The organism is Candidatus Poriferisodalis sp., from assembly GCF_965198245.1.
Lineage (GTDB): Bacteria > Actinomycetota > Acidimicrobiia > Acidimicrobiales > Poriferisodalaceae > Poriferisodalis.
This window is the reverse complement of record NZ_OZ240249.1, coordinates 17,941-41,909: the sequence shown is the minus strand read 5'-3', so window position 1 is coordinate 41,909 and position 23,969 is coordinate 17,941. Positions and strand designations below refer to the sequence as shown.

Here is a 23,969-nt window from a genome sequence, read left to right as displayed (position 1 = left end):
ACAGCGCATCACCGTCGTCGCGGTGCTGGCGCTAGTCGCGGTGCCGCTCACCCGGTCCTGATCGAAGCGAGTCCTGCCGGGGCTCATCCGCTGGAGCACTGCTTCTTCGGATGGACCGAAGTAGATGGCGTCGCCGTCAACGGGAGCCCTGAGGAGCCTCGACACAGCTGTCGCAACGAATACCATCGTCACGCTGATCGGTTGGCGCCTATGGGCGCGCAAGCGGCGGCCGGGCGATGCAGCGGCGACGGTGCGCACCATGACCCGCGGCGAGACGCGTTCGGCCGTTGATAGCGAAACATCTTGACATCAAGTAAATGAGACATCATGATGTCTCACATGAGGACGACGTTGACGCTTGACGATGACGTTGCCGATGCCGTGCGGGAACGGGCGCGGTTGCTGGACCAGCCGTTCAAGCGGGTGGTGAATGAGGCCTTGCGGCGCGGCTTGGGGCCGGCAGCGTCGGTTGAACGGCCCGTCTACCGGGTCAAGCCGCATCGCAGCGCGTTGCGTGCCGGAGTCGATCCGCTCCGGCTGAACCAGCTCAACGACGAGATTGACGCAGCGGCATCATTGGGCGAGACGGGCGGGTGATCGTCCCCGATCTGAATCTGCTCGTCTACGCGCATGCTGATGGAATGCCGTCGCATGAGCCGGCTCGGCGGTGGTGGGAGGACCTCGTCAACGGCACCGAGCGCATCGGCGTTCCATGGGTCGTGGTGGCGGGTTTCGTGCGCCTGCTCACGCACCCGAGCGTCCTGGCCGACCCGGCCCCACCTCGTGCAGCCGTGGATCTCGTGCGTGAATGGTTCCATTCCCCGGCAGTCACAGCTCTGAACCCTGGTGCGCAGCACCTGGAGATCTTCGGGCGCTTGCTGGCTGATGCTGGTGTCGGGGCGAACCTCGTCACCGACGCGCACATCGCAGCGCTGGCCATCGAGCACCAAGCCGAGGTGCATTCCAACGACACCGACTTCGCTCGATTCGCAGGCCTGCGTTGGCGCAACCCGCTCTGACGGCCCCGGATCTCTGAAAGATGCATGCCTTTGGCTAGGCGCACTCGGCTCGTTGTCAAATTGGAGCGTGATAAATCGACTGCTGGTCGCTGTCGCGCTCTTGGCGACCGCTGCTGCCGCGCTGTGGCTGTACAAGCTGGCGCGGCAGCATGGCCTGTTTCGGCGCCGGGGTGTGCCAACGCATGCCGAGGCGCGTGCTGCCGCGGATTGCCGGGCTGTTGCTGCGGGAAACTTCCCGCGGGTCAACCCCGGCGACCGCGCTTCAGCTGTCTGACGCCGGGCTGAGTTCCAATGTCAGAAGTAGAGACCATTCGACGGTTGAAGTCTGCGCGTCGCGATTTTGGCGAGTGGAGCGGGGCAGCTGAGGAGTTGCGACGCATCTTTCCCCCGGCCGGCCGGCACAGGATCACTCGAGACGGGCGACGCATCGGGCGCGACGGAAGGATCAAGCCACGCACGAAGATTAAGTCACGCAAGTTGCCACGACGTGCGCGTCGCGCAGTGCGTCGGGCCGCGCAACCGTCGATGCGACGGTTACGCGGCCATGATGGGTCTTCTGGTCAGCAGCTGTGCGCTCGTCGATGGAGGATCGGCCGGGTGTGAGTCCGCGGCGTGGGCACAAGCCGACGCTGAGCAACGCTGGGGCCAAGCGATAGAAGCACACGATGCGGCGCAACTTGGTGTGGGCCCGAGCCATGCCGGCTTCGTGAGTTGCGATCATCGCAAGCACTTCCACCAGCAGGCGCCCGTTGTGTGTTCTAACGCCGTCGGGAGCGTCGAGAGTGAGGATCTCCCAACCGGATCGCTCTGCGCGGTCGAACAGCAGGAGCGTCTCCAGTGTGTCGCGGGCGAGGCGGTCGATGGGCGTAGCGATAAGCGCATCGGCGTCGCCTCGTTCGAGCTGCGCGAGCGCGGTACTCAGCCCAGGGCGTTCGCCGACGGGCACGGATCCCGACACTGCTTCGTCGGTGACGCACGCGACCACCTGCCATCCTCGAGCGGCTGACGCGTCGGTCACCGCTCCGTGCTGGGCGGCGATGCTGAGCCCGGAGGCTGCTTGGACGCCCGTGGACACGCGGGCGTAGGAGATGATCCGTCTTGCTTCTTTTGCATACATTCGTTCATTCACACAGCGCAACGTAGTGGATGCGAACGAGTGATTTAAGAATGAATGTTCGCAAGCGACAGGTCGGAGCAGGGACGTGTGTGGCCCTACGGAGGCATTTGGGTGTCTCGCCGTGGTCGGAACCAGTGCCTCGCAACTGCCGCGAAACCCCTCGCGCTCAGCCGTCTGACCTGCGCTCGACAACGAGGTCGTTGATTCGGCGCAGGCGGTCCCGCAGTCGCTAGCGTTGCGGTCCGTGTCCGATCTCTTGCGGAGTTATCTGACTGTCGCAATCTTCGGCGCAGCGGCAGTCCTGATGGCCGGGGCAATGTTCGGCGTCGCCCGGATCCTGCGGCCGCAACGACCGACACCTCAGAAGCTGATCGCGTATGAGAGCGGCGTCGACCCGGTCGGCAGCGACTGGACTCAAAGCCAGATCCGCTACTACGTCTTCGCGGTTCTCTTCGTCTTGTTCGACGTGGAGGCCGTGTTCATTTTCCCCTGGGCGATGCGGCTCGACGTCTACGCCCTGTTCGGCCTGGTCGAGATGGCGATCTTCATCTTCATCCTGGTCCTTGGCCTGTTCTACGCATGGCGCAAAGGCGTCTTGCGCTGGGTGTGAGCGGGAGCGCGTAATGGCACTGGTCGACAAGGTCAAACTGCCCAAGCCGCTCACCTGGCTGCTGAACTTCGGCCGGGCCCGCTCGCTGTGGGTGTACCAGTGGGGCTTGGCTTGCTGCGCCATCGAGATGGGCGCCGCGTTCGGCTCGCCCCGCTACGACGTCATGCGCCTGGGCGTCATCCCGTTCCCCGCCAGCCCCCGCCAGGCCGATCTGGTGGTGATCTCGGGCACGGTCACCGACAAGATGGCACCGGTCATCCGACGCCTGTATGAGCAGATGCCCGAGCCCAAGTACGTGATCTCGATGGGCTCGTGTGCGAACTGCGGCGGTCCGTACTGGGACAGCTACTCGGTCACGAAGGGCGTCGATCAGATCATCCCCGTCGACGTGTACGTGCCCGGCTGCCCACCCCGGCCCGAGGCACTGCTTGAGGGCATCGTGCTGCTGCAGGAGCGCATCCAGCGCGAGGACATTCAAGAACGCTGGCGAGGTGAGCCCATCGTGGTGCCGCCCTCGGCACCAGCGCCGGCGTTGCAGGCCAACCCCGCTCGGGTGCCGGCGTAGCCATGGCGGACGACACCGACGACGGCACCGAAACGCCTGGCGACGAGGCCCGCGAAGCCCTAGCTGCGGAGCTGGCAGAGCTGCTGGGTGACGCCTTGGTCGAAACCCACATCGAAGCGGGCCAGAACCTCTGGCTGCGCCTCGAGATCGAGCACTGGCGCACTGCGATGACTGCGCTGCGCGACGCCGGCTTCGTCTATTTCGGCTTCCTGTCGGCCATCGACTGGACGGATGCGCCTGAAGGCCGCTACGAGGACACCGAGTTCGACGGCGCTGGTGTCGGCCAGGACGAAGAAGAGACCACGAGCGCCACCGCCTCCGACACCGTGCGCTTGGGCGGCGGCGACACACGCTTCCAGCTGCTTGCACATCTGCACGCCCCGGCACGACACGCCGCCGTCATCCTCAAGGCCGACGTGACTGATGTCGACGGTGCCCCGGCATCAGTGCCGTCGATCATCGACGTGTTTGCCGGTGCTGACTGGCACGAGCGCGAAGCCCACGAGATGTTCGGCATCCGCTTCGAGGGTCATCCGAACCTGGAACACATCTACCTGCCGAGCGAGTTCGAGGGTCATCCGCTCCGCAAGGACTTCCCCCTGCTGGCGCGTGCGGTCAAGCCGTGGCCCGGTGTGGTCGACATCGAAGAGATCCCGCCGGAGCTCGAAGCCCAACTCGAGGCCGAGGTGATGGCCTCCTTTGAGGCGTCGGGAGCGGGCGCATGAGCCCCGCAACTGCGTCCGATGGTGCTCGCAGGTTCGCATCCGGAGCCGCCGCGCTGCGCGAACAGCAGGCCTACGTGGCAGGGCAGGCTGCCGATGCTCGTGTCAACGTCGAACTCGACACGGGCGACATGACGCTGAACATCGGACCGCAGCACCCCGCCACCCACGGGACGCTGCGCATCGCCTGCCGGCTCGACGGCGAGCAGGTCATCGCAGCCGAGCCGTTGATGGGCTACATGCACCGAGGCTACGAGAAGCTCTGCGAGGTCCGTACCTACCCGCAGTGCACCACGCTGATCAACCGCATCGACTGGTTGGGCAGCTTCGCGAACGAGGTGCCGTTCATCCTGGCCGCGGAGCAGCTGATGGGCGTCGAGGCCCCGCCGCGTGCGCAGTGGATCCGAACCATCCTGTTCGAGCTGAGCCGCATCGCGAATGTGTCGCTGTTCCTCGGCGACATGGGTGTGCAGATCGGCGCCCTCACCCCGGTGTTCTTCGCCTTCCGCGACCGCGAGCGGGTGCTCAACCAGATCGAAGAAGTGACCGGCGGTCGCTTCCATCCCAACTTCGACCGCATCGGCGGCCTCAAGGACGACCTGCCACGGGGCTGGATCGCCGAAACCCATGCCGTCATGGCCAAGATGCGCGGCTTCTGTGACGAAATGGAAGACCTGCTCATGGGCAACGAGATCTTCCAGACTCGCTGTCGAGGCGTCGGCGTGATCCCCAGTGATGTGGCTCTGGGCTATGGCCTCTCGGGCCCCAACCTGCGAGCCAGCGGCGTCGACTGGGACCTGCGTCGCGACGCCAACCCGGGCCTTGCCTGGGATCAGATCGACTGGCGGGTGTGGACGCACCCCGACGGTGACTCGTTCGCCCGCTACTGGGTGCGGATGCAGGAAACCCGCGAGGCCACCAAGATCGTCGACCAACTGCTCGACGCCATCCCGTCGGGGCCGATCATGGCCAAGGTGCCGCTCATCATCAAGGTGCCAGCCGGCGAGGCCTATGTCTCCACCGAGAACCCGTTGGGCGAGATGGGCTACTACGTGATCTCCAAGGGCGGCCTGGGGCCGTTCCGGGTGAAGATCCGCACGCCCAGCTTCAGCAACATCTCGATCGTGCCCTGGGTCATGCGGGGCACCTACGTGCCCGACATCATCACCATCTTGGGCTCGCTGTACTTCATCCTCGGGGACATCGACCGGTGAGCGCGATGGGAGACCTGAGCGCCCTGCTGGGATTGGCGTACTGGGCGGAGACCAGCATCAAGCTCGGCGTCGCGCTCATCGTCATCCCGACGGCTGCGCTGATGCTCGGCTACCTGTTCCTGCTCAAGATGATGGCCTTCATGCAGAGCCGGCTGGGTCCCCAGGACGTGGGCCCTTCCGGCTCGCTGCAGCTCATCGCGGACGCGATCAAGTTCCTCCAAAAGGAAGACATTCACCCCGCCGCCGCCGACCGGCGCGTTTTCCGTGCAGCACCGGTGGTGGTGCTTGCCTCGTCGTTCCTGCTCTTCGTCGTGCTGCCCACCGGCCCCGACGCTGTCGTGGAAAGCCTCGACACGGGCATCTTCTACGCGCTGGCGGTCTCGTCGCTGTCGGTGCTGGGCGTGCTGATGGCCGGCTGGGCCTCAGCCAGCAAGTACGCACTGCTCGGTGGCCTGCGAGCTGCTGGCCAGCTCATCGCCTATGAGCTGCCGCTGATCCTCGCCGTCATGGGCGTGGTCATCCAAGCCAACTCTCTCAACCTGCAAGAGATCGTGCGGGCACAGGCCACCGGCGAGATCTTCGGCTTCGGCCTCATCGGAAACCCGTTCATCCTGACCCAGTTCATCGGCTTCTTGATCTTCATGATCTCTGCCCAGGCCGAGCTGACCCAGACGCCGTTCGACATGCCAGTGGCCGAGACCGAGTTGGTCGGCGGCTTCCACGTCGAATACACGGGCTTCCGCTTCCTGCTGTTCTTCATGGCCGAAGTGGCCACAGCCTTCGCCTTCTCGGCGTTGGCCACCGTCATGTTCCTGGGTGGTTGGTGGATTCCTGGCTTCGACATCGACGCTCCGATACTCAATGTGCTCGGCCCGGTCGTGATGCTCGTCAAGATCCTGCTGGTGGCCTTTGTCATCTTCTGGATCCGCTTCACCTATCCCCGCCTGCGCGAGGACCAACTCCAGAAGTTCGCTTGGAAGGTCCTCATCCCGCTGTCGCTCGCCAACATCGTCGTGACCGGAATCTTCAAGGTGGTGCTCTAGATGCCGCAGCTCCCCGGATTGCTGAAAGGCCTTGGAGTGACGGCGCGCACCGCAGTGCGCACGCTGTTCCCCAAGCGAGGCATGCGCACGCTCATCCCCGCGCCGCAGCAGGGCTCGGTCACCGTGCAGTATCCGCACGAGAAGGAAGCCCCGCCCGACCGCGCCCGGGGCGTGATCGCACTGCACGAGGAGAACTGCACCGCCTGCATGCTGTGCTCGAGGTCGTGCCCCGACTGGTGCATTTACATCGAAGGCCACAAGGTGAAGGCTCCGCCTCGCCGAGCCGGCGGCAAAGCTCGGACGGTCAACGTGGTCGATCGGTTCGACATCGACTACGCGCTGTGCATGTACTGCGGCATCTGCGTGGACGTGTGCCCGTTCGACGCACTGTTCTGGACGCCCGAGTACGAGTATTCCGAACCGCACATCGCCGACCTGCTGCACGACCGGATCCGGCTCGGCGAGTGGATGGAGACCGTGCCCGAGTTCTTGGCCTACGAGCCGGGCTCGGAGCAGAAAGTGCGCACGGTGCCCGACTTCGGCCCCGACGACATGGCGCCGGTGCGCAAGCTCGGCGCCGGTGAGGCAGGGCCGGTGCGCAAGCTCGGCGCCGGTGAGGCCAGCGCCACTGGCGGAGCTGGCGGCTAGGCGGGCACCATGGTTGCGCAGAACATCGCCTTCGGCATCATCGCGGCCGCCACCGTGCTGGCCGCGCTCGGGATGGTGACGACGCGCAACATCGTGCATGCGGCCCTGTTCCTGGTGGCCGTGCTGGGCGGTCTGGCAGCGAACTACATACTGCTGGCGGCCGAGTTCATCGCCACGACGCAGGTGCTCGTCTACATCGGCGCCGTGATGGTGCTGTTTCTGTTCGGCATCATGCTCACCCGGGCGCCGATCGGGCGAATGCCCCAGATGACCGGGGCCACGTGGCCGGTAGCGGCCCTGTCGGCGCTGGCGCTGGGCGGGGTCACCGTCTACGCCCTCATTGACCAATTCGGCACCGACTCGCTGGCCACCGACAACACGGTCTTCGGCACTGCCGACGTGGCGGACTCAGTCTTCTCGCAATACATCATTCCGTTCGAAGCCATCTCGGTGCTGCTGTTAGCCGCGCTGATCGGTGCCGTCGTGCTGGCGCGCAGGGACTGAAGCAGGAGACGGGTCGATGCTGCTGAACCAGTTCCTGCTCCTGGGCGCGCTGCTGTTCGCCGTGGGCGTTTACGGCGTGCTGGCACGCCGCAACGGCGTCATGGTGCTGATGTCGATCGAGCTGATGCTGAACGCGGTCAATCTCAACCTGGTGGCGTTCGGGCTGCAGCACGACGTCGTGTCTGGGCAGGTCTTCGCCCTGTTCATCATTGCGGTCGCAGCCGCCGAGGTCGGCGTGGGCCTGGCCATCGTGCTGCTGCTGTACCGCAACCGCCGATCGATCGCGGTCGACGAGTTCGACCTGATGAAGGGCTGATCGCACGCGCATGTGGATCCTTGAGAACGCGTTCCTCATCCCGCTGATCCCGGCGGTCTCCTTCGTCGTCATCCTGCTGTTCGGCCGCACCGTCATCGGTGTCGAGCGGGTCCAGAAGGTGGGCATCGCCGCCGTAGGCATCGTGTGGATCTTCTCGATGATCGCGGCGGTCGCGTGGATCACCCAGGTGGAGGATGGTGCGTCCTCATCGAAGTCGAACGACGCCGAGCACGCGCTTGTCGAGGTCAATGAAGGGCTGAGCGCGTCGAGCTCGAGTGCTGGCCTCGACGGTGAGCTGCATCTCGCCGCCGAAGACGACGGGCACGCCGAAGACGACGGGCACGGCGCGGCGGGCCCCGAGCCGGTCATCTCCACGTTCACCGGTTGGTGGTCGACTGGCGGCGTCGACTTCGCCGTGGGCACGCTCGTCGACGGCCAGACCGTGCTGCTGCTGGTGGTGGTCACGTCCATCTCACTGCTCGTGCACATCTATTCCAGCGAGTACGTGAAGGGCGACAGGCGCTTCGTCCACTATTTCGCCTTCTTGAGCCTGTTCACCGCCGCGATGCTCTTCTTCGTCATGGCCCAGAACCTGATCCAGATGATCGTGGGCTGGGAGCTGGTGGGCGTCTGCAGCTTCGTGCTCATCGGGCATTGGTGGGAGGAACGTCCCAACTCCGATGCCGCGGTGAAGGCGTTTCTGACCAACCGCGTCGGCGACATCGGCCTGATCGTCGGCGTCATCATCCTGTTCGGCACGTTCGGCACATTCGGCATTCACGACATCAACGTGAAGATCGGCGAGGCGAGTCGCGTCGCGAGCGAAACCGGGACCGTCAACCCGTATCACTTCGCCCTGTTGATGGCGTCGATCGCGCTCATGGCAGCGGTGTGCTCCAAGTCGGGCCAGTTCCCGCTGCACACCTGGCTGCCTGACGCCATGGCCGGACCCACGCCGGTCTCAGCGCTGATCCACGCGGCAACCATGGTCGTAGCCGGCGTGTTCATGATCGGCCGGCTGTACCCGGTCTTCTACGAGGGCTTCTCCATCGGCACCTCGTCGATCAACCTCATGGCGTTCATCGGCGGCTTCACGGCCCTCGTCGGCGCCGGTCTGGCGTTCGCCCAGTGGGACATCAAGAAGGTGCTGGCGTACTCCACGGTGAGCCAGCTCGGCTACATGGTGATGGCGCTGGGCGTGGGCGCATGGACCGCCGCCATGTTCCACCTGTTCACGCACGCCTTCTTCAAGGCCTGCCTGTTCCTGGGGGCCGGATCGGTCAGCCACGCAGCGCATCACACCTTCGACATTCGCGAGATGGGCGGCCTGCGCAAGTACATGCCGCACACGTACAAGACGTTCGTGATTGCGACGCTGGCGCTGGCGGGCATCTTCCCCTTTGCGGGCTTCTGGTCGAAGGATGAGATCCTGCTCGGGGCGCTCGCGGGCCAAGAGAACGCCTACCCGCTCATGCTGATCTTCGGCTGCGTCGTGGCGCTGCTCACCGCCGCTTACATGACCCGGGTCATCTGGTACACGTTCTGGGGCGAGTACCGGGGCCTTGGCCACCCCCACGAGTCACCCAAGGTCATGACCGTCCCGCTGTGGATCCTGGCGGGCATGGCTGTGGTTGCGGGCGTGTTCAACCTGCCCACCGGGGTGCTCTCGCCCTTCGGGCTCGAGGGCTTCGCCCACCGTGTCCAGACCTACTTCGAGCCGTCGCACTACCTCAATGCCATCGGCCTGTCACATCCGGACCCGTCGCTGGTGTTGGCCCTCGTGGGCCTGGCGCTGGCGCTGGCCGGCATCGCCATCACGTTCATGTACTTCTGGCGCAACGCCGGACCGCACGGACTGACCGAGCGCAACCGCTACGCCAAGGCCGGGTACACGTTCCTCGAGAACAAGTACTACCTCGACCACCTCTACACCGACATCGTGGTGGGCTCGATCAAGGCGCCCATCGCTCGGGCTGCCAACTGGGTCAACGACAACGTGATCGACAAGGTCGTCAATACCGCCGGTGAATCGGCCCGCGACGGCGGCAAGTGGGTGTATCGCTGGATCGACCAGGGCACCATCGACAACACCGTCAACGCGCTCGGCACCGGTGCCGATGCTGGCGGTCAGGGTCTGCGGGTGATGCAGACCGGCAAGGTCCAGAACTACGGCTCGCTGCTGTTCGGCACCGCGGCCGTGGTTGCCATCGTGTTCGTGATCGTCCTGTGACCAGTGAAATGACGCAGAGACATGTATCAGAGTCCTAAGCAAGAGGGAGCTTCGTAGTGGACGCAACTGGATTCGACGCTTGGGCGCTGAGCCTTGCGGTGTTCCTGCCGGTCATCGGCGCGCTCGTGATGATGCTCGTGCCGCGTGCGCGCGAGGTCGAGCTGAAGCTGATCGCGCTCATCTCGTCGCTGGCAGCACTGGCTGTCGGGGTGTACCTGCTGTTCGCCTTCGACTACGGCAATGCGGGGTCGCTGCAGTTCGTCGTGGAAAAGGGATGGATCAACGCGATCGACGCCGACTACATCCTGGGTCTCGACGGGCTGTCGATGCCGCTGTTGATCCTGTCGATGGTGATCATTCCGCTGTGCGTCATCTACTCGTGGGAGCACATCCCCGAGCCGGGCAACGCCAAGGCGTTCCTGATTCTGATACTGATCCTGGCATCGGGCATGAACGGCACCTTCGTGGCGCAGGACCTGATCCTGTTCTTCGTCTTCTTCGAGGTCGTGCTGTTGCCGATGTACTTCATGATCGGCGTGTGGGGCGGCGAGAACCGCCGCTACGCCTCGCTGAAGTTCTTCCTGTTCACGCTGTTCGGCTCGGCGCTGATGATTGTCAGCTTCGTGGCGCTGTACTTCGTGTCGCGCAACGACAACGGCCTGCTGCTGCATACGTTCGACATGCGCGAGCTGGCCGACGTCGCTGGCGTCGGCTTGACCCGGGGCACTCAGGCGATCATCTTTGCCGGCCTGTTCATGGGCTTCGGCATCAAGGTGCCGATGTTCCCCTTCCACACCTGGTTGCCCGATGCGCACACTGAGGCACCCACGGTGGGCTCGGTGATCCTGGCGGCGATCTTGCTGAAGCTCGGCACCTACGGCTTCGTGCGGATTGCGCTGCCGTTCCTGCCCGAGGGTGCCGCAGCGTGGGCGCCGTGGATCGGCCTGCTGGCGGTGATCGGCATCATCTACGGCGCGTTGGGATGCCTCGCACAAACCGACATGAAACGGCTCATCGCGTTCAGCTCGGTGGCCCACATGGGATTCGTGATGCTGGGCATCTCCACGCTGACTGACTTCGGCATCAACGCCGCAGTGTTCGGCATGGTGGCCCACGGGATCATCACCGGGATGCTGTTCTTCCTGGCCGGTTCGGTGAAGGAGCGGTACCACACGCTGGAGATCAGCCGCTTGGGCGGGCTGCTCAAGGCAGCGCCCCGGATGGGCTGGATCCTGGGCATCTCCGCCATGGCATCGCTGGGCCTGCCCGGCCTGGCCGGATTCTGGGGCGAGTTCCCGGCGATCCTGTCGGCCTACAACCCCGGCGCAGGACTGCCCGAAGAGACCTTCCGCACCTACATGGTGATCGCGGCCGTGGGCACGGTGTTCGCCGCCGGCTACCTGCTGTGGCTGTTCCAGCGCAGCGCCTTCGGCGAGCCGCAGGCCGAGTGGGAGGGTCACGCGATTGCCGATGTAAACCGCTACGAGTGGGCGGCGTGGGCACCGCTGATCGTGGCGATGGTGCTGTTCGGCATCTTCCCGGGCCTGATCTACGACATGGTCGATGACGTGTCGGTCAACATCGTCGACAAGATCAACGCTGCCGTGGCGCGGAGCTGACGATGGACCTCGGGGCGATGCTCGCGTTTGTACGGCCGGCACTTGACTGGCACGCGCTCGCACCCGAGCTGACCCTGCTTGGCGTCGGCACGCTCGTCACGGTCACCGACATCGCGTTCGACGATCGCGCCAAGCGGATCATGCCGACGCTGGCCGGCATCGGCCTGCTGGTCACGCTGATACCGATCCTGACCCTCGCGGCCGACGGTGCGGAGCGGTCCATGTTCGGTGGGGCCTACGTTGTCGACGACTTCTCGCTGGTGGTCAAAGCGCTGTTCATCGTGGTCGGCTACATCGTGGTGCTGATGTCAGTCGACTACGTGCGTGACGGCGACTACTACGAGAACGAGTACTACACGCTGCTGCTGACGTCACTGCTGGGCATGGTGATGATGGCCAGCTCGCGCGACTTGGTGAGCGTGTTCGTGGCGCTGGAGCTGCTGTCGATTCCCGCGTACATGCTGGCTGCGTGGCGCAAGGGCGGCCCGCGCTCCAACGAGGCCGGCCTGAAGTACTACCTGATGGGGGTCTTTGCCTCGGCGGTGATGCTGTACGGCATGTCGCTGCTGTTCGGCGTGTCCGGCGGCACCGACTTCGGGACGATTGCAGCAGCGCTCAAGGGCGAAGGTTCGAGCCCGATCGTCATCGTGGCGATCCTGTTCGTGCTGATTGGCTTCGCGTTCAAGGTGTCGGCCGTGCCGTTCCATACCTGGGCGCCCGACACCTACGAGGGTGCCCCGACGCCGGTGACAGCGTTCCTGTCGGTGGCATCCAAGGCGGCGGGAATGGTGGCGCTGCTAGCGCTCGTGTTCGCGGCCTTCGAGGGCGCCAAGGACGTCGTTCAGCCGTTCTTCTGGGCACTGGCTGTGGTGACGATGACGGTGGGCAACCTGATTGCGCTGCGCCAAACCAACATCGTGCGGATGCTGGCGTACTCGGGCGTGGCACAGGGCGGCTTCATGCTTGTGCCGTTTGCGGTTGCCTACGAAGAGAGCACCGCGGGCACCCTGGCGAGCGCCCGCGAGGCCGTGATCGTCTACCTCATCATCTACGCCTTCATGAACCTGGGGGCGTTCAGCGTGGTGCTGGCGGTGTCTCGTCGCACCCGCTCTGGCGCGATCGACAGCTACGCCGGACTGTTCAGCTATGCGCCTGGCATGGCGGTGCTCATGACCCTGTTCCTGGCGGCACTTGCCGGCATCCCGCCGGCAGGCGGATGGTTCGCCAAGTTCGTCGTGTTCCGGGCACTGGCTGATGCGAGCACACCTGCGGGCTGGGTGCTCGCCGCGATCGTGGCCGTGAACGCAGTGATTGCCTTCGGCTACTACGCCCGGGTGCTGGTGCAGATGTGGATTCAGCCGGTGCCCGAAATGGTGGAACTCGGCGTGGACACGCGTGACGACACCGATGACGAGCTGGCTGTCGAGTTGCCAGCCGAGACAGGTGCCGACGAGGGTGGCCTTGTTGCCGTCGAGACTCGCCCGGCCACGATGGTGAGGTTCACCCCAGGACCGATACCGATGACTGGGGCCCTGGCGGCGGCACTTGCCATCACCGCGATCGCCACGCTGGCGCTCGGGATCTTCCCCGGGTTGGTCAGCCACTTCGGCGACATCGCAACATTCGACTTCGGCGGCTGAGCGCTGGCGGAGCGCTGTGCTCCGCTGTGCAGACTGATGTCGATGGCTGGGGCTCAGCGCTTCGACGCGTACATGGACGAAGCGCTGTATGGCGATTCGGGCTTCTACGTGCGAGGGGGTCATCCCGGAGCGCGCGACGGCGATTTCGCCACCTCGGTGGAACTGGGATCGCTGTTTGCTCGGTGCCTGGCTGGATACTTGGACCGCACGTGGCATGAGCTGGATCGCCCCGACCCATTCGTCGTGGTCGAGGGAGGTGCCGGCCGCGGGACGCTGTGCAGCAATGTGCTCGCCCATCTTGGCGAGTGCCGTGAAGCGCTGCGCTACGTGATGGTCGAGCGCGTGGGCTCTCAGTGTTCCGAGGCTGAGGCGCGGGTCGGCGCCCAGGATGTCGAGCAGCCGGTAGCGGCGGTGCCAGATCTTCCGTCGGGTCCGCTGGTGGGTGTGGTGCTTGCTAACGAGCTGCTCGACAATCTGCCGTTCCGCCTGCTCGAACGGTCCCACGACGGGTGGCAGGAAGTGCACGTGCAGCGCAGCGAGTCTGCTGCCGTCGAGGTGCTTGTTGCCGCCGGGGCGGACGCCGTCAACATGGCCGCTGCACTGGCTCCCGAAGCGGGCGTCGGCGCACGAATCCCATTGCAGCTGCGGGCAGCTGTTTGGATGCGACGTGCGCTGGGCCTGCTGAGCCGCGGTCGCGTGTTGATCTTCGACTACGGGGTGCGCAGGACTGCCGAACTGGCAGCGCGGCAATCGGGCGACTGGCTGCGGACCTACCGCTCCCAACGCCGAGGGCACGACCCGCTGCGCGAGCCCGGCACTGCAGACATCACCTGCGAGGTGGCCTTCGATCAATTGCCGCCCGGTGCCGCATTGAGCTCCCAGGCCGACTGGCTCAGCGCAGCCGGCATCGCCACGCTGACCGCCGGGGCACGGGCACTGTGGGAACGCAGCCGGACGGCCCCCACAGCCGAAGCCCTTGCTGCGAGGGCCCTGCTTGACGAGGCATCGGCGCTGACCGATCCCGATCGCTTCGGCGCCTTCTGGGTTGCTGAGTGGCGCACCGGCTGACCAGATTTGGGATATCTCTCATGCGTTGCGTCTCGCTGTGGGCCGCTTGGCGGGCGGCAACTACTCTGCGAATCTGACTGAGCAGCCCGGGCGTTGCCGATCCGGGTCATTCGGATGCAGCACGACGAGACAGGGGTACCGATGGCTGACGCAACTACTCAAGCGACGATCGAGGACTACTACGTCGAGGACCGCGTCTTCGAGCCCGCCGGGGAGTTCCGATCCGCTGCGCTTGTGGCAGACCAATCGCTGTACGACGAGGCAGCCGCTGACCGGCTGGCGTTCTGGGCGCGACAGGCACGCGAGCACGTCACTTGGTTCCGCGATTTTGACACCGTGCTCGAGTGGGATCTGCCCTTCGCCAAGTGGTTCATCGGCGGCACGCTGAACGTCTCGTACAACTGCCTCGACCGTCACGTCACCGCCGGCCGCGGCGACAAGGTGGCGTACTGGTGGGAGGGCGAGCCCGGCGACACCCGCACTATCACCTACGCCGACCTGCTCAACGAGGTGTGCAAGTTCTCCAACGTGTTGAAGAGCCTCGGCGTCGAGCGCGGCGATCGCGTGTGCATCTACATGCCGATGATCCCCGAACTGCCGGTGGCGATGTTGGCGTGTGCCCGCATCGGCGCCGCCCATTCGGTGGTGTTCGGCGGGTTCTCGGCCGACTCGCTGTCGGACCGGATCGACGACGCCTCGGCCAAGTTGCTCATCACCGCCGACGGCGGCTACCGCCGCGGCGAGCCGTTCGGTCTCAAGGACACCGCCGATGCCTCGGTGGCCGCGACGAGTTCCATTGAGAACGTGGTCGTCGTGCGCCGCACCTGCCAAAACGTCGCTTGGAACGACAGCGTCGATCACTGGTATCACGACCTGATGGCCGACGCCTCGGCCGACTACCCGCCCGAGCACATGGACTCAGAGGATCTTCTGTACCTGCTGTACACCTCGGGCACCACGGCCAAGCCGAAGGGCATCATGCACACCACTGGGGGCTATCTCGCGCAGGTGGCGTTCACGCATCGCTACGTGTTCGACCTCAAGCCCGACGCCGATGTGTTCTGGTGCGCGGCCGACATCGGCTGGGTGACCGGGCACAGCTACATCGTGTATGGGCCGCTCGCCAATGGCGCCTCGTCGATCATGTACGAGGGCACACCGGACACGCCGCGCCCGGAGTTCCGCGACGGCGACCGAGCGGCCTGGCCGAAGGACCGGCTGTGGGACATCATCGAGCGCTACGGGGTGACCCAGCTGTACACAGCGCCGACAGCCATCCGCACGTTCATGAAGTGGGGTTCAGCAGAGGTCGAGCGGCACGACCTGTCCAGCCTGCGGGTGCTCGGCACGGTCGGCGAGCCGATCAATCCCGAAGCCTGGATGTGGTACCACTCCAACATCGGCGGGGGCACCTGTCCAATCGTGGACACTTGGTGGCAGACCGAGACTGGCGGCCACATGATCACCCCGCTGCCGGGCGTCACCACCACCAAGCCCGGTTCTGCCACCCACCCATTGCCCGGCATCTCGGTGGAGCTGGTCGACGATGCCGGCAATGTCGTGGAGCGCGGCGGCGGCTACCTGACCATCACCGAGCCGTGGCCGTCGATGCTGCGTGGCATCTGGGGTGACCCCGAGCGCTACCGCGAGACCTACTGGAGCGCGTATGAGGGCCGCTACTTCGCCGGGGACGGCGCCAAGATCGACGATGACGGCTACCTGTGGCTGCTCGGGCGTGTCGACGACGTGATGAACGTCTCTGGCCACCGGATCTCGACCACCGAGGTGGAATCGGCGCTGGTCGACCATCCGTCGGTTGCCGAGGCCGCCGTGGTCGGCGCGACCGACGCCACGACCGGTCAGGCCATCGTTGGTTACGTCATCCTGCGCGGCGGCCACGACGCCACCGACGAGCTGCGAGAGGAAGTCCGCCAGCACGTCTCCACCAAACTGGGGGCCATTGCCCGCCCCAAGGCGGTGGTGCTGGTGCCGGACCTGCCCAAGACCCGCTCGGGCAAGATTATGCGCCGCCTACTCCGTGACGTTGCCGAAGGGCGCCAGCTCGGCGACACCACCACGCTCGCCGACGCCGGCGTGGTGGACGAGATCCGCACCCGCGCGGCCGAAGCCCCGAGCGAAGACTGAGCTACGACGCCTCGCTTCTCCGGCTTCGAGGTCACTGACGTGCATCACGACGGTCACTTGCCGGATCGACGCCGTGCGTGCGCGGCGATGGATGTCCGGTGAGCCCGTGGTAACCGAGCAGGACGACTGGCCGTCGTACTGGTGGTGGCGGGCCGATCCAGTGCCGCCCGGCGATTGCGTCATCGTCGACATTGACGGCGTGCTGGCCGACGCTGCGCACCGCCAGCACCACCTGGACGGCCCCTGGCGCGACTGGGATTCGTTCTTCGCCGACGTCGGCGGCGACGACGTGCTCGAAGAGGTGGCCGAGCTGCTGGTACTGCTGGTCCCCAAAATGGTGGTGGTGGCGCTCACGTCACGGCCGACATGGGTATCCGACGCGACCCTCACCTGGCTGGTACAGCACAAGGTCCGTTGGGACCTGCTCATCATGCGGCCGATGGGCGACTTCCGCCCCTCGCCCATGTTCAAGAGCGACCAGACCATTGCCTTGCAGGAACAGGGCTTCAACCCCCGCCTCGCCATCGACGACGACATGCGCAACGTGCGCATGTACCGAGACCTCGACCTGCCGACCCTCTACATCGACAGCGGCTACCACCCCCACTGACCTCGAAACGCGGTTTGTGAGTCGGGTCTTCGACCACGGGCATCGAGGACTGGTCCCGTCCAGCGCGCGAGCGAGAATTCCTGCTGATCGTCCTCAGGCAGCGCGGTACCCTGCGGTTTCGAGCGAAACCGGCGGTCCGACATGTCAGACGACACCGACACAAACGGATTGCACTTACCGTCGCTGTCGATCCGCGGTTTCCGCGGCATTAACCGCCTCGACATAGAGCGCCTCGGCCGGGTCACTTTGTTCGCAGGCAAGAACGGTGTCGGCAAGACCACCGTTCTCGACGCAGTTCGCCTTTTCGCGCAACGCGGTCATGTACTCGCGCTTCACGACGTCCTCACACGACACGAAGAAGTCGAAACGAATTCGAATGATGACGATCCCGATGAACGCGCAACGTTCGAAGCCCTCTTTTTTGGCCGCCGACCCTTGCTCGGGAACTGCATTCAAATTGGTTCAGGCACGGCGGACTGCGAGCTGCGGGTGGGTATCGCGGCGGTGCATGAATTGAGCGAAGATTGGCAGAAGCACCTGCGGCAACGCGTACCCGTGCTCGACGGTCCCGTACTGCAGATTTCGTTTTCCGATCACTCCGAGTACCAGCCTGTGTTCGATGAGGACGTCGGAGTTCGGCGCGCCCCTTCGATGCGCCATTGGTCAATGCGACGCGGAATGATGCGGGGCGACTGGCCCGAGGAGGCTGCGCACGTACTCGTGGGTCCTGGTCTCATGGATAGCTGGGAAGTTGCCCTGCTCTGGGATGATGTGGTGGCCACGCCCAACGAAGACATGGCACTTGAGGCGTTGAGCATTGCGTGTGGGCGAGGTGTGGACCGAGTTGCCGCAGTAGCCCGCAAACGCGAATCATTCGGTCGTCGCCTGGTCGTCGGCCTCTCGGGGGGTGATCGGGTGCCACTGCGCAGTCTTGGCGATGGCGCCGCCCGCATCTTCGCCGTGATGGTGGCGGTGGTGAGTGCCGAAAATGGGTTTCTGTTGATTGACGAAGCCGAGAACGGCATCCATCACACGCTGCAGCGTGACTACTGGGCCATGGTGTTGCGCGCTGCACGGAAGTTCAACGTCCAGGTGCTTGCAACGACGCACAGTTGGGATTGCGTCGCTGGGTTTGCGCGCGCAGCCTCGGACGATGAGGAATCGGAGGGCCTCGCGGTCCGGCTAGAAGCCGACGATGACGTGGGCGGCGTACGCGCTGTCGAATACACCGAGCGGATGCTGAAGGTCGCCGCTGAACAAGGCATCGAAGTTCGATAAGAGCTGAGATGTCGATGCTGAATGCTGGACCCCAGCAGGTGCTGCTCGTAGAGGGCGATGATGATGACAGCGTCATCTGGCACCTAAACGACAAGTCCGGGCAGCCCCAGAGTTTCGAGATCGTCAACAAGCGCAGCGTCGAGCAGGTTTTGGGGAGTGTGGCAACCGAGGCCGTGGCACCGGGCCGGACTGCGCTCGGCATCGTCGTGGACGCGAATTCGAATATCGCTGGTCGATGGCAACGCATCGGAGACCAACTGGGAGATGCCAAGATCCGGTTGCCACGACAGCCGGATCCACTGGGCACCGTCGTGCCGCCGAGTCAACCTGGCAAACCGAAGATCGGTGTGTGGTTGATGCCCGACAACGTGAATCCGGGTGAGTTGGAGAACTTCGTCAGCGATCTCATTCCGGCTGGGGACGGAGTGTGGCCGCAGGCACAGAACTACGTGGCACAAGTTCCCGCGGCTGATCGACCGTCGAAGCCGGCGAAAGCCGAAGTCCATGCCTGGCTCGCCGTACGAGCTGAGGGTGACCGTATGGGCACGTCCATTGGTGCAGGAACATTCGATCTCCAGCGACCTGCTGCGCAGGCATTTCTGGACTGGCTGAGGCGAGTCTTCGGCTGACCAATCCAGCTCGACATTCGGCGCCTGGCGAGGCATTTGTATTGCCAGTCGGATTAGCCAGTACGAGCCGATGTGAACGGTTTGCCAGCAAGCAACGAGCGCAGCCATGTGATCGCGGCACCCGCGCCGGATCCTGCGCTGAGCACAACGATCATCGCGACGATGCGGAACCCTGAGTGGTCGGGCCACGTCAACAAGGCCATGAACGCCATAATGATCGCCCCGACGCTCAGAACGAGCGTCGTCCCGATACCTGCCTTCGATGTCCACCATCCGCTGAGCGCGACGCCCTGTCGGCCGCGAGCTGCGGCAGCGACGACCTCGAAGCGTGTACCCATCACGACGCCAACCACGGTGATGACTGCGACGGCGATCACGACCCGGCCGACATCACTTGGGGAAGATTTGACGAAGTCCATCAGATAACCGAAGAGCCCCATTCCTACGATCATCGTGACCCAATAGCCGGCCGACAGTCCCGTGGAGTGCCGTGTCTCGCGCCGCGAGAGGCCCGAGTCTCGAGCGTTCCGGACCCACTGTCTTCGCTTGCGCAAGTTAGGGATGACGCTGACGACGACTACTCCAAGTCCGATGAACCGAAGCGCAGTCGCCGAGCCCGACGAGATTTCGCCTTCTAGGAGCCAACTGCCGAGCATCATGGCAACCCCGACCCAGATACTGACGAGCACCCAACGCTGCCGGTTCGGCCGGTGACCGTCGGGCGGAACTGACAGCATGAGCCGATGGTATCTACGGCGTTGGTGATCGGAGGCACGGGGCCGACGGGTCCCGGCGTCGTCAATGGCCTGATCGAACGCGGATACGAGACGAAGATCCTGCACACCGGGCGCCACGAGGTGGACACGATCCCGCCGAGCGTGGAGCACATCCACACGAACCCATTCCGCGCCGCCGAGGTCGAAGCAGCACTCGACGGTGCCACGTTCGATGTCGTCTATGCGATGTACGGGCGGTTGCGCGACTTGGTGCCATTCTTCGCCGGTCGCTGTGGGCAGTTCATTGCCGTCGGAGGAGTGCCGGCCTACAAGGGCTTTGCCCGCCCCAAGCTCAACTGGCCGCCCGGCATGCTCGTGCCGATCCGTGAGACCGCCGAGCGCGCCGTCGACGATTCCAACGACAAAGTGGCCAAGATCGTCGCCACCGAGGACATCGTCTTCGACCATCACCCCAGCGCCACCATCTTCCGCTACCCACTCATCTACGGACCGGGCCAGATCAACCCTCGCGAGTGGCTGATTGTTCGGCGCATCATCGATGGTCGCAGGCGGGTCATCATCGCCGATGGCGGTCTCACCCTGCGCACCGCCGCCTACGGCCCGAACGCCGGGCATGCGCTCACCCTGGCCGTGGACCGTCCCGAGGTGGCTGCCGGCAAGGCGTACAACATCAGCGACGAGCACGTCCTCACGGCTCGTCAGACGGTCGAGATCATCGCCGCCGCGCTCGATGTCGAACTCGACATCGTGAACCTGCCCGAAGACCTCGCCACCCCGGTCCGACCGTTCCTGGGCGGAGAGCACTCGCTTCACCAGATGACCGGCCCTGACCTGCTCATCAGCGAACTCGGCTACCGCGACCTGGTGCCTGCCGTTGAAGCCATCGCCCTGACGGCCCGCTACCTGCGCGACAACCCCATCGAACGAGGCAGCATCACCGAGATGCGACTGCAGGACCCCTTCGACTACGACGCCGAGGACGCGCTCATCGACGCCTACCGGGCTGCGGTCGGCCGCGCCAGCGAGCTCGCAGCCAACTATGACCCCGAGTTCAGGGACCGCTACGCCCCGGGCTCTGACGACTGGCGCCTGGTCGAAGCGAAGAACTGACCAGCACCCACAGCGGCGCCGGCACTGTTGCTCACGACCACTTCGAAGCTGGTCGTCATTAGCCTGAATCCCGACCGGCGCATCCACCGCGGAGCGACGGAAAAGAGGCAGCGAACAAAGTGCGCAACACGGCCAAGACCACCGTTCTTCTTGCTGGCCTCGCCGGCCTGATCCTGTGGATCGGCAGCTTCTGGGGCCAAAGCGGCCTCATCATCGCCGTCATCATCGCCCTGGTCATGGTGGGCGGCAGCTACTGGTTCAGCGACAAGCTGGCGATCCGCTCCGCCCGGGCTCAGGAAGTCCAGCCGCATCAGCTCCCTGAGTACCGGACGATCATGCGCGAGCTCACCGAGCTGTCCGGCCTGCCCATGCCCCGGCTGTATGTCTCGCCCGACCCGCAGCCCAACGCCTTCGCCACTGGCCGCAATCCGCGCAACGCGGCGGTGTGCGTCACCGAGGGGCTCATCCGCCACCTCAGCTGGTACGAGATCCGCGGCGTGCTGGCGCACGAGATGGCCCACATCCGCAACCGGGACATCCTCATCGGCTCGGTGGCCGCAGCAGTCGCCACAGCAATCACGTTCGCAGCCCGCATGGCGTCATTCGCCTTGATCTTCGGGGGCGGCGGACGCGACAACGACCGCAACCCGTTCGGCGAGATCCTGCTCATCATCCTTGCGCCGATCGCCGCGATGCTGCTGCAGATGGCCATCAGCCGCAGCCGCGAGTACCAGGCAGACCGCACCGCAGCCCGGATGATCGGCGACGGGGAGCCACTCGCGCAAGCGCTTGCGAAGCTGGACGTGGCCTCGAAAACGGTCCCTAGCCTGGCCGACCCCAACCAGGCCCAGATGTACATCGCCAACCCGTTGGCCAGCCGCCGGATGGGCTTCAAGGGGCTGTTCACCACGCATCCGCCGATGGAAGAGCGCATCCGCCGCCTGCGTGACGGTTCCTGGCAAGAAGCGATCTGAACCGGCTTTCTCGACCGGCGAGCTGAGACGGCGAGCTGAGACGGCGAGCTGAGACGGCGAGCTGAGACGGCGAGCTGAGACGGCGAGCTGAGACGGCGAGCTGAACTCGGGCGTCAGTCCCGGAAGTTCTCGAACTGCAGCGGCACGTCGAAATCGCCAGCCTTGAGCTCGGCGATGACCGCCTGCAGATCGTCCCGCTTCTTCGACATCACCCGCAGCTGATCGCCTTGGGTCTGCGACTGCACGCCCTTGATGCCCAGCCCCTTGATGAACTTGTTCAGTTCCCGGGCCCGGTCCGATGAGATGCCTGCTTGCAGAGCGGCTTCCTGGCGAACTGTCCCACCGGAGGCCTCCTCGACGTTGCCGTAGTGGACGGCCTTCAAGCTGACCTGGCGGCGCACGAGCTTCTCTTCGAGCACGACCCGCATCGCCGTAAGCCGATCTTCAGTGCTTGAGCGCATGGCGATTGCGCCTTCGCCCAGCTCCACGGCACTGCCGGTGTCGCGGAAGTCGTACCGGTTGGCGACCTCGCGGGAAGCCTGATCCACGGCGTTGCGGATCTCCTGCATGTCCACTTTGGAAACGACGTCGAATGAAGGCACAAGCGCAAGCTACCGACGCGAATCAGGCAGCAGACCGTGGGTCTTGTGGTGCTCTGGGCCTTACCGACGGTGTCGCGTGCGCCGGTAGCCTGCCCACCTCTGGGGTCGGTGCCCGAGCGGACAAAGGGAGCGGGCTGTAAACCCGTCGGCTACGCCTACGGAGGTTCGAATCCTCCCCGGCCCACCAGTGTGATTCAGCGGCCGGCGGTGAAGCCGCCGTCGATGGGGTAGAGGCTGCCGGTGATGTAGCTGGCTTCGTCGGAAGCCAGGAACGCCACCAGCGCAGCGACTTCGTGGGGTTCGCCGTAACGCTGCACGGGCAGGCGTTCGGCGAATCTCTTGCGGATGTCGTCAGCGTCGTCGCCACCGATGTAAGCCTCCAGCGACCGCATCATGCGCGTCTCAATGGGCGCAGGGCACACGGCGTTGACCCGCACGCCAGAAGTCGCCAGTTCCAGCGCGGCCGACTTGGTGAGCCCGGCGACAGCGTGCTTGCTCGCCGAGTACGGAGAGATGCCCCGGGAGCCAAGCAGGCCAGCCACCGATGCCGTGTTCACGATGGACCCGCCGCCGCTTGCGATCATCGCCGGGGCGGCGTACTTGATGCCGAGCCACACGCCGCGCACGTTGACCGCAATGACTTGGTCGAAAGACTCTTCGGAGTACTCGATCATCGGGGCGTAGGTGCCCTCGATGCCTGCGTTGTTAAACAGGACGTCGACGCGTCCGAAGGCCTCACGGGCAGCGTTGACGTAGCCGGCGACTTGGGCGGAATTGGTGACGTCGGCGGGCACGGACAGCGCTGTGCCACCAGCGCCTTCGATCGCTGCCACCGCGGCGCCAAGGTCGGCAGAGGCCAAGTCCACAGCCACCACCGACGCCCCTTCTGAGGCAAACCGGGCACAAGCCGCCAGTCCGATCCCTCCGGCCGCTCCCGTCACAATCGCCACCCGACCCGTGAACCTGCTCATCAATGAGCTCCCTGTCGTCGATCCAAGGATCCCGCCGACCGTACTGCCGCTATCAGACCCGCGTTGGCCTAGTCGGCGTGACGGCAGAGGACCATGCGTGTGGGGGAATACACCATCACGAGCTTGCCGTGCTGGTTGAAGACCTCGTTGCGGGTGGTCACGATGCCGCGGTCGCCCCGTGAGGTGAGTCGGGCCGCGGTGACCTCGGCGACCACCTGCAGGGTGTCACCGACGAACGTGGGCCCCTTGACTTCGACAGTGGCGCCCAAGTAGGCCACTCCGGTGCCGGCAATGGCGCCGCCACTGATGATCAAGCCCTCAGCCAGCGACATCACCAGGCTGCCCGGCACGAGTCTCCCGTCATAGCCGGCACGCTCGGCGGCGGTGGCATCCAGGAAGAGCCCCTCGGCGAAGCCGAACTGCGTGGCGTACACCACTAGGTCGGTTTCGGTGATCGTTCGGCGGCTTGTGCTCCAGCGCTTGCCGACGGGTTGCTCGTTGAAAGTCCAGCCCCGATGCGGCCGAGGCGGGAGTCCGGGGATCGCCCCCGAACCACTGCTGCTGCTCTGATCGTCGCTCATGTCGCCTCCTCGCCCTG

General features: G+C 65.1%; 25 protein-coding genes, 1 tRNA gene and 1 pseudogene. 22 read left to right on the top strand and 5 right to left on the bottom strand.

Annotated elements, in window-relative coordinates; genetic code table 11:
* The first annotated feature begins 339 nt into the window (after nucleotides 1–339).
* Together ACOCMM_RS00260 and ACOCMM_RS00255 are read left to right on the top strand one after the other, a co-directional pair.
* On the top strand, nucleotides 340–597 hold the full coding sequence (locus ACOCMM_RS00260) for an antitoxin (RefSeq protein WP_419551220.1): 258 nt from the start codon (nucleotides 340–342) through the stop codon (nucleotides 595–597).
* A complete protein-coding gene (locus ACOCMM_RS00255) occupies nucleotides 594–1,019 on the top strand; it encodes a type II toxin-antitoxin system VapC family toxin (protein ID WP_419551219.1) in 426 nt (141 codons plus the stop codon). Before ACOCMM_RS00260 ends, ACOCMM_RS00255 begins: the two co-directional genes overlap by 4 nt.
* Nucleotides 1,020–1,482: 463 nt before the next feature.
* On the opposite strand, the gene ACOCMM_RS00250 is transcribed toward ACOCMM_RS00255, so the two are convergent.
* Nucleotides 1,483–2,148 carry a recombinase family protein gene (locus tag ACOCMM_RS00250; RefSeq protein ID WP_419551218.1) on the bottom strand — a complete coding sequence of 222 codons (666 nt, stop codon included), beginning with the start codon at nucleotides 2,146–2,148 and terminating at the stop codon, nucleotides 1,483–1,485.
* Between the two features lie 232 nt (nucleotides 2,149–2,380).
* On the opposite strand from ACOCMM_RS00250, the gene ACOCMM_RS00245 reads away from it, so the two are divergent.
* From ACOCMM_RS00245 to ACOCMM_RS00165, 17 genes and pseudogenes are all read left to right on the top strand, one after another.
* Entirely contained in the window at nucleotides 2,381–2,746 is a 366-nt protein-coding gene (locus ACOCMM_RS00245; protein ID WP_419551217.1) for an NADH-quinone oxidoreductase subunit A, read from the top strand.
* A 13-nt stretch (nucleotides 2,747–2,759) separates the two neighbouring features.
* Nucleotides 2,760–3,311: an NADH-quinone oxidoreductase subunit B gene (locus ACOCMM_RS00240; protein ID WP_419551216.1), complete on the top strand. Its 552-nt coding sequence runs from the start codon at nucleotides 2,760–2,762 to the stop codon at nucleotides 3,309–3,311.
* A 2-nt stretch (nucleotides 3,312–3,313) separates the two neighbouring features.
* The gene (locus tag ACOCMM_RS00235; RefSeq protein ID WP_419551215.1) at nucleotides 3,314–4,036 is read left to right on the top strand and encodes an NADH-quinone oxidoreductase subunit C; all 723 of its coding nucleotides are present in this window, start codon (nucleotides 3,314–3,316) and stop codon (nucleotides 4,034–4,036) included.
* On the top strand, nucleotides 4,033–5,247 hold the full coding sequence (locus ACOCMM_RS00230) for an NADH-quinone oxidoreductase subunit D (RefSeq protein ID WP_419551214.1): 1,215 nt from the start codon (nucleotides 4,033–4,035) through the stop codon (nucleotides 5,245–5,247). Before ACOCMM_RS00235 ends, ACOCMM_RS00230 begins: the two co-directional genes overlap by 4 nt.
* 5 nt (nucleotides 5,248–5,252) lie before the next feature.
* Entirely contained in the window at nucleotides 5,253–6,290 is a 1,038-nt protein-coding gene (gene nuoH, locus ACOCMM_RS00225) for an NADH-quinone oxidoreductase subunit NuoH (protein WP_419554788.1), read from the top strand.
* Nucleotides 6,291–6,938 carry a NuoI/complex I 23 kDa subunit family protein gene (locus ACOCMM_RS00220; RefSeq protein ID WP_419551213.1) on the top strand — a complete coding sequence of 216 codons (648 nt, stop codon included), beginning with the start codon at nucleotides 6,291–6,293 and terminating at the stop codon, nucleotides 6,936–6,938.
* Between the two features lie 9 nt (nucleotides 6,939–6,947).
* Nucleotides 6,948–7,442, top strand: a complete 495-nt coding sequence (locus ACOCMM_RS00215) for an NADH-quinone oxidoreductase subunit J (RefSeq protein WP_419551212.1) — start codon at nucleotides 6,948–6,950, stop codon at nucleotides 7,440–7,442.
* Between the two features lie 16 nt (nucleotides 7,443–7,458).
* Nucleotides 7,459–7,758 (top strand): NADH-quinone oxidoreductase subunit NuoK, encoded by a 300-nt coding sequence (gene nuoK, locus ACOCMM_RS00210; protein WP_419551211.1) that lies wholly within the window; start codon nucleotides 7,459–7,461, stop codon nucleotides 7,756–7,758.
* A gap of 10 nt (nucleotides 7,759–7,768) precedes the next feature.
* A complete protein-coding gene (nuoL, locus tag ACOCMM_RS00205; RefSeq protein ID WP_419551210.1) occupies nucleotides 7,769–9,988 on the top strand; it encodes an NADH-quinone oxidoreductase subunit L in 2,220 nt (739 codons plus the stop codon).
* Between the two features lie 56 nt (nucleotides 9,989–10,044).
* On the top strand, nucleotides 10,045–11,607 hold the full coding sequence (locus tag ACOCMM_RS00200; RefSeq protein ID WP_419551209.1) for a complex I subunit 4 family protein: 1,563 nt from the start codon (nucleotides 10,045–10,047) through the stop codon (nucleotides 11,605–11,607).
* A gap of 2 nt (nucleotides 11,608–11,609) precedes the next feature.
* Complete coding sequence (locus ACOCMM_RS00195) at nucleotides 11,610–13,247, top strand: NADH-quinone oxidoreductase subunit N (RefSeq protein ID WP_419551208.1); 1,638 nt, start codon at nucleotides 11,610–11,612, stop codon at nucleotides 13,245–13,247.
* A 42-nt stretch (nucleotides 13,248–13,289) separates the two neighbouring features.
* Entirely contained in the window at nucleotides 13,290–14,315 is a 1,026-nt protein-coding gene (locus ACOCMM_RS00190) for an SAM-dependent methyltransferase (protein WP_419551207.1), read from the top strand.
* Nucleotides 14,316–14,456: 141 nt separating this feature from the next.
* A complete protein-coding gene (gene acs / locus ACOCMM_RS00185; protein WP_419551206.1) occupies nucleotides 14,457–16,460 on the top strand; it encodes an acetate--CoA ligase in 2,004 nt (667 codons plus the stop codon).
* Nucleotides 16,461–16,566: 106 nt separating this feature from the next.
* Nucleotides 16,567–17,070 (top strand): hypothetical protein, encoded by a 504-nt coding sequence (locus ACOCMM_RS00180; protein WP_419551205.1) that lies wholly within the window; start codon nucleotides 16,567–16,569, stop codon nucleotides 17,068–17,070.
* Between the two features lie 141 nt (nucleotides 17,071–17,211).
* Nucleotides 17,212–17,319 (top strand): annotated as a pseudogene (locus ACOCMM_RS00175) (hypothetical protein); the annotation flags it as partial.
* Nucleotides 17,320–17,583: 264 nt separating this feature from the next.
* Nucleotides 17,584–18,348 (top strand): AAA family ATPase, encoded by a 765-nt coding sequence (locus ACOCMM_RS00170; RefSeq protein WP_419554787.1) that lies wholly within the window; start codon nucleotides 17,584–17,586, stop codon nucleotides 18,346–18,348.
* A gap of 8 nt (nucleotides 18,349–18,356) precedes the next feature.
* Complete coding sequence (locus ACOCMM_RS00165; RefSeq protein WP_419551204.1) at nucleotides 18,357–18,977, top strand: DUF3226 domain-containing protein; 621 nt, start codon at nucleotides 18,357–18,359, stop codon at nucleotides 18,975–18,977.
* 53 nt (nucleotides 18,978–19,030) lie between these two features.
* Here the strand turns inward: ACOCMM_RS00165 and ACOCMM_RS00160 are convergent, their stop codons facing one another.
* On the bottom strand, nucleotides 19,031–19,714 hold the full coding sequence (locus ACOCMM_RS00160; RefSeq protein ID WP_419551203.1) for a hypothetical protein: 684 nt from the start codon (nucleotides 19,712–19,714) through the stop codon (nucleotides 19,031–19,033).
* 6 nt (nucleotides 19,715–19,720) lie between these two features.
* Between ACOCMM_RS00160 and ACOCMM_RS00155 the strand changes: the two genes are divergently transcribed.
* Together ACOCMM_RS00155 and ACOCMM_RS00150 are read left to right on the top strand one after the other, a co-directional pair.
* On the top strand, nucleotides 19,721–20,824 hold the full coding sequence (locus ACOCMM_RS00155; protein WP_419551202.1) for an epimerase: 1,104 nt from the start codon (nucleotides 19,721–19,723) through the stop codon (nucleotides 20,822–20,824).
* Between the two features lie 119 nt (nucleotides 20,825–20,943).
* Complete coding sequence (locus tag ACOCMM_RS00150) at nucleotides 20,944–21,798, top strand: zinc metalloprotease HtpX (RefSeq protein ID WP_419551201.1); 855 nt, start codon at nucleotides 20,944–20,946, stop codon at nucleotides 21,796–21,798.
* 113 nt (nucleotides 21,799–21,911) lie between these two features.
* Here the strand turns inward: ACOCMM_RS00150 and ACOCMM_RS00145 are convergent, their stop codons facing one another.
* The gene (locus ACOCMM_RS00145) at nucleotides 21,912–22,400 is read right to left on the bottom strand and encodes a YajQ family cyclic di-GMP-binding protein (RefSeq protein WP_419551200.1); all 489 of its coding nucleotides are present in this window, start codon (nucleotides 22,398–22,400) and stop codon (nucleotides 21,912–21,914) included.
* Nucleotides 22,401–22,502: 102 nt separating this feature from the next.
* Here ACOCMM_RS00145 and ACOCMM_RS00140 point away from each other — a divergent pair.
* Nucleotides 22,503–22,587, top strand: a tRNA-Tyr gene (locus ACOCMM_RS00140).
* Nucleotides 22,588–22,594: 7 nt separating this feature from the next.
* Here the strand turns inward: ACOCMM_RS00140 and ACOCMM_RS00135 are convergent.
* A complete protein-coding gene (locus ACOCMM_RS00135; protein ID WP_419551199.1) occupies nucleotides 22,595–23,371 on the bottom strand; it encodes an SDR family NAD(P)-dependent oxidoreductase in 777 nt (258 codons plus the stop codon).
* 68 nt (nucleotides 23,372–23,439) lie between these two features.
* A complete protein-coding gene (locus tag ACOCMM_RS00130) occupies nucleotides 23,440–23,952 on the bottom strand; it encodes a MaoC family dehydratase (protein ID WP_419551198.1) in 513 nt (170 codons plus the stop codon).
* Between the last annotated feature and the right edge of the window lie 17 nt (nucleotides 23,953–23,969).

What these genes read in the sequence shown, in the direction of transcription:
- nuoH (WP_419554788.1), top strand. Translation starts at nt 5,253, where the DNA reads ATGGGAGACCTGAGCGCCCTGCTGGGATTGGCGTACTGGGCGGAGACC.
- ACOCMM_RS00135 (WP_419551199.1), bottom strand. Translation starts at nt 23,371, where the DNA reads ATGAGCAGGTTCACGGGTCGGGTGGCGATTGTGACGGGAGCGGCCGGA.
- ACOCMM_RS00160 (WP_419551203.1), bottom strand. Translation starts at nt 19,714, where the DNA reads ATGCTGTCAGTTCCGCCCGACGGTCACCGGCCGAACCGGCAGCGTTGG.
- ACOCMM_RS00215 (WP_419551212.1), top strand. Translation starts at nt 6,948, where the DNA reads ATGGTTGCGCAGAACATCGCCTTCGGCATCATCGCGGCCGCCACCGTG.
- ACOCMM_RS00195 (WP_419551208.1), top strand. Translation starts at nt 11,610, where the DNA reads ATGGACCTCGGGGCGATGCTCGCGTTTGTACGGCCGGCACTTGACTGG.
- ACOCMM_RS00220 (WP_419551213.1), top strand. Translation starts at nt 6,291, where the DNA reads ATGCCGCAGCTCCCCGGATTGCTGAAAGGCCTTGGAGTGACGGCGCGC.
- nuoK (WP_419551211.1), top strand. Translation starts at nt 7,459, where the DNA reads ATGCTGCTGAACCAGTTCCTGCTCCTGGGCGCGCTGCTGTTCGCCGTG.
- nuoL (WP_419551210.1), top strand. Translation starts at nt 7,769, where the DNA reads ATGTGGATCCTTGAGAACGCGTTCCTCATCCCGCTGATCCCGGCGGTC.
- acs (WP_419551206.1), top strand. Translation starts at nt 14,457, where the DNA reads ATGGCTGACGCAACTACTCAAGCGACGATCGAGGACTACTACGTCGAG.
- ACOCMM_RS00235 (WP_419551215.1), top strand. Translation starts at nt 3,314, where the DNA reads ATGGCGGACGACACCGACGACGGCACCGAAACGCCTGGCGACGAGGCC.
- ACOCMM_RS00260 (WP_419551220.1), top strand. Translation starts at nt 340, where the DNA reads ATGAGGACGACGTTGACGCTTGACGATGACGTTGCCGATGCCGTGCGG.
- ACOCMM_RS00130 (WP_419551198.1), bottom strand. Translation starts at nt 23,952, where the DNA reads ATGAGCGACGATCAGAGCAGCAGCAGTGGTTCGGGGGCGATCCCCGGA.
- ACOCMM_RS00155 (WP_419551202.1), top strand. Translation starts at nt 19,721, where the DNA reads ATGGTATCTACGGCGTTGGTGATCGGAGGCACGGGGCCGACGGGTCCC.
- ACOCMM_RS00165 (WP_419551204.1), top strand. Translation starts at nt 18,357, where the DNA reads ATGTCGATGCTGAATGCTGGACCCCAGCAGGTGCTGCTCGTAGAGGGC.
- ACOCMM_RS00240 (WP_419551216.1), top strand. Translation starts at nt 2,760, where the DNA reads ATGGCACTGGTCGACAAGGTCAAACTGCCCAAGCCGCTCACCTGGCTG.
- ACOCMM_RS00230 (WP_419551214.1), top strand. Translation starts at nt 4,033, where the DNA reads ATGAGCCCCGCAACTGCGTCCGATGGTGCTCGCAGGTTCGCATCCGGA.
- ACOCMM_RS00190 (WP_419551207.1), top strand. Translation starts at nt 13,290, where the DNA reads ATGGCTGGGGCTCAGCGCTTCGACGCGTACATGGACGAAGCGCTGTAT.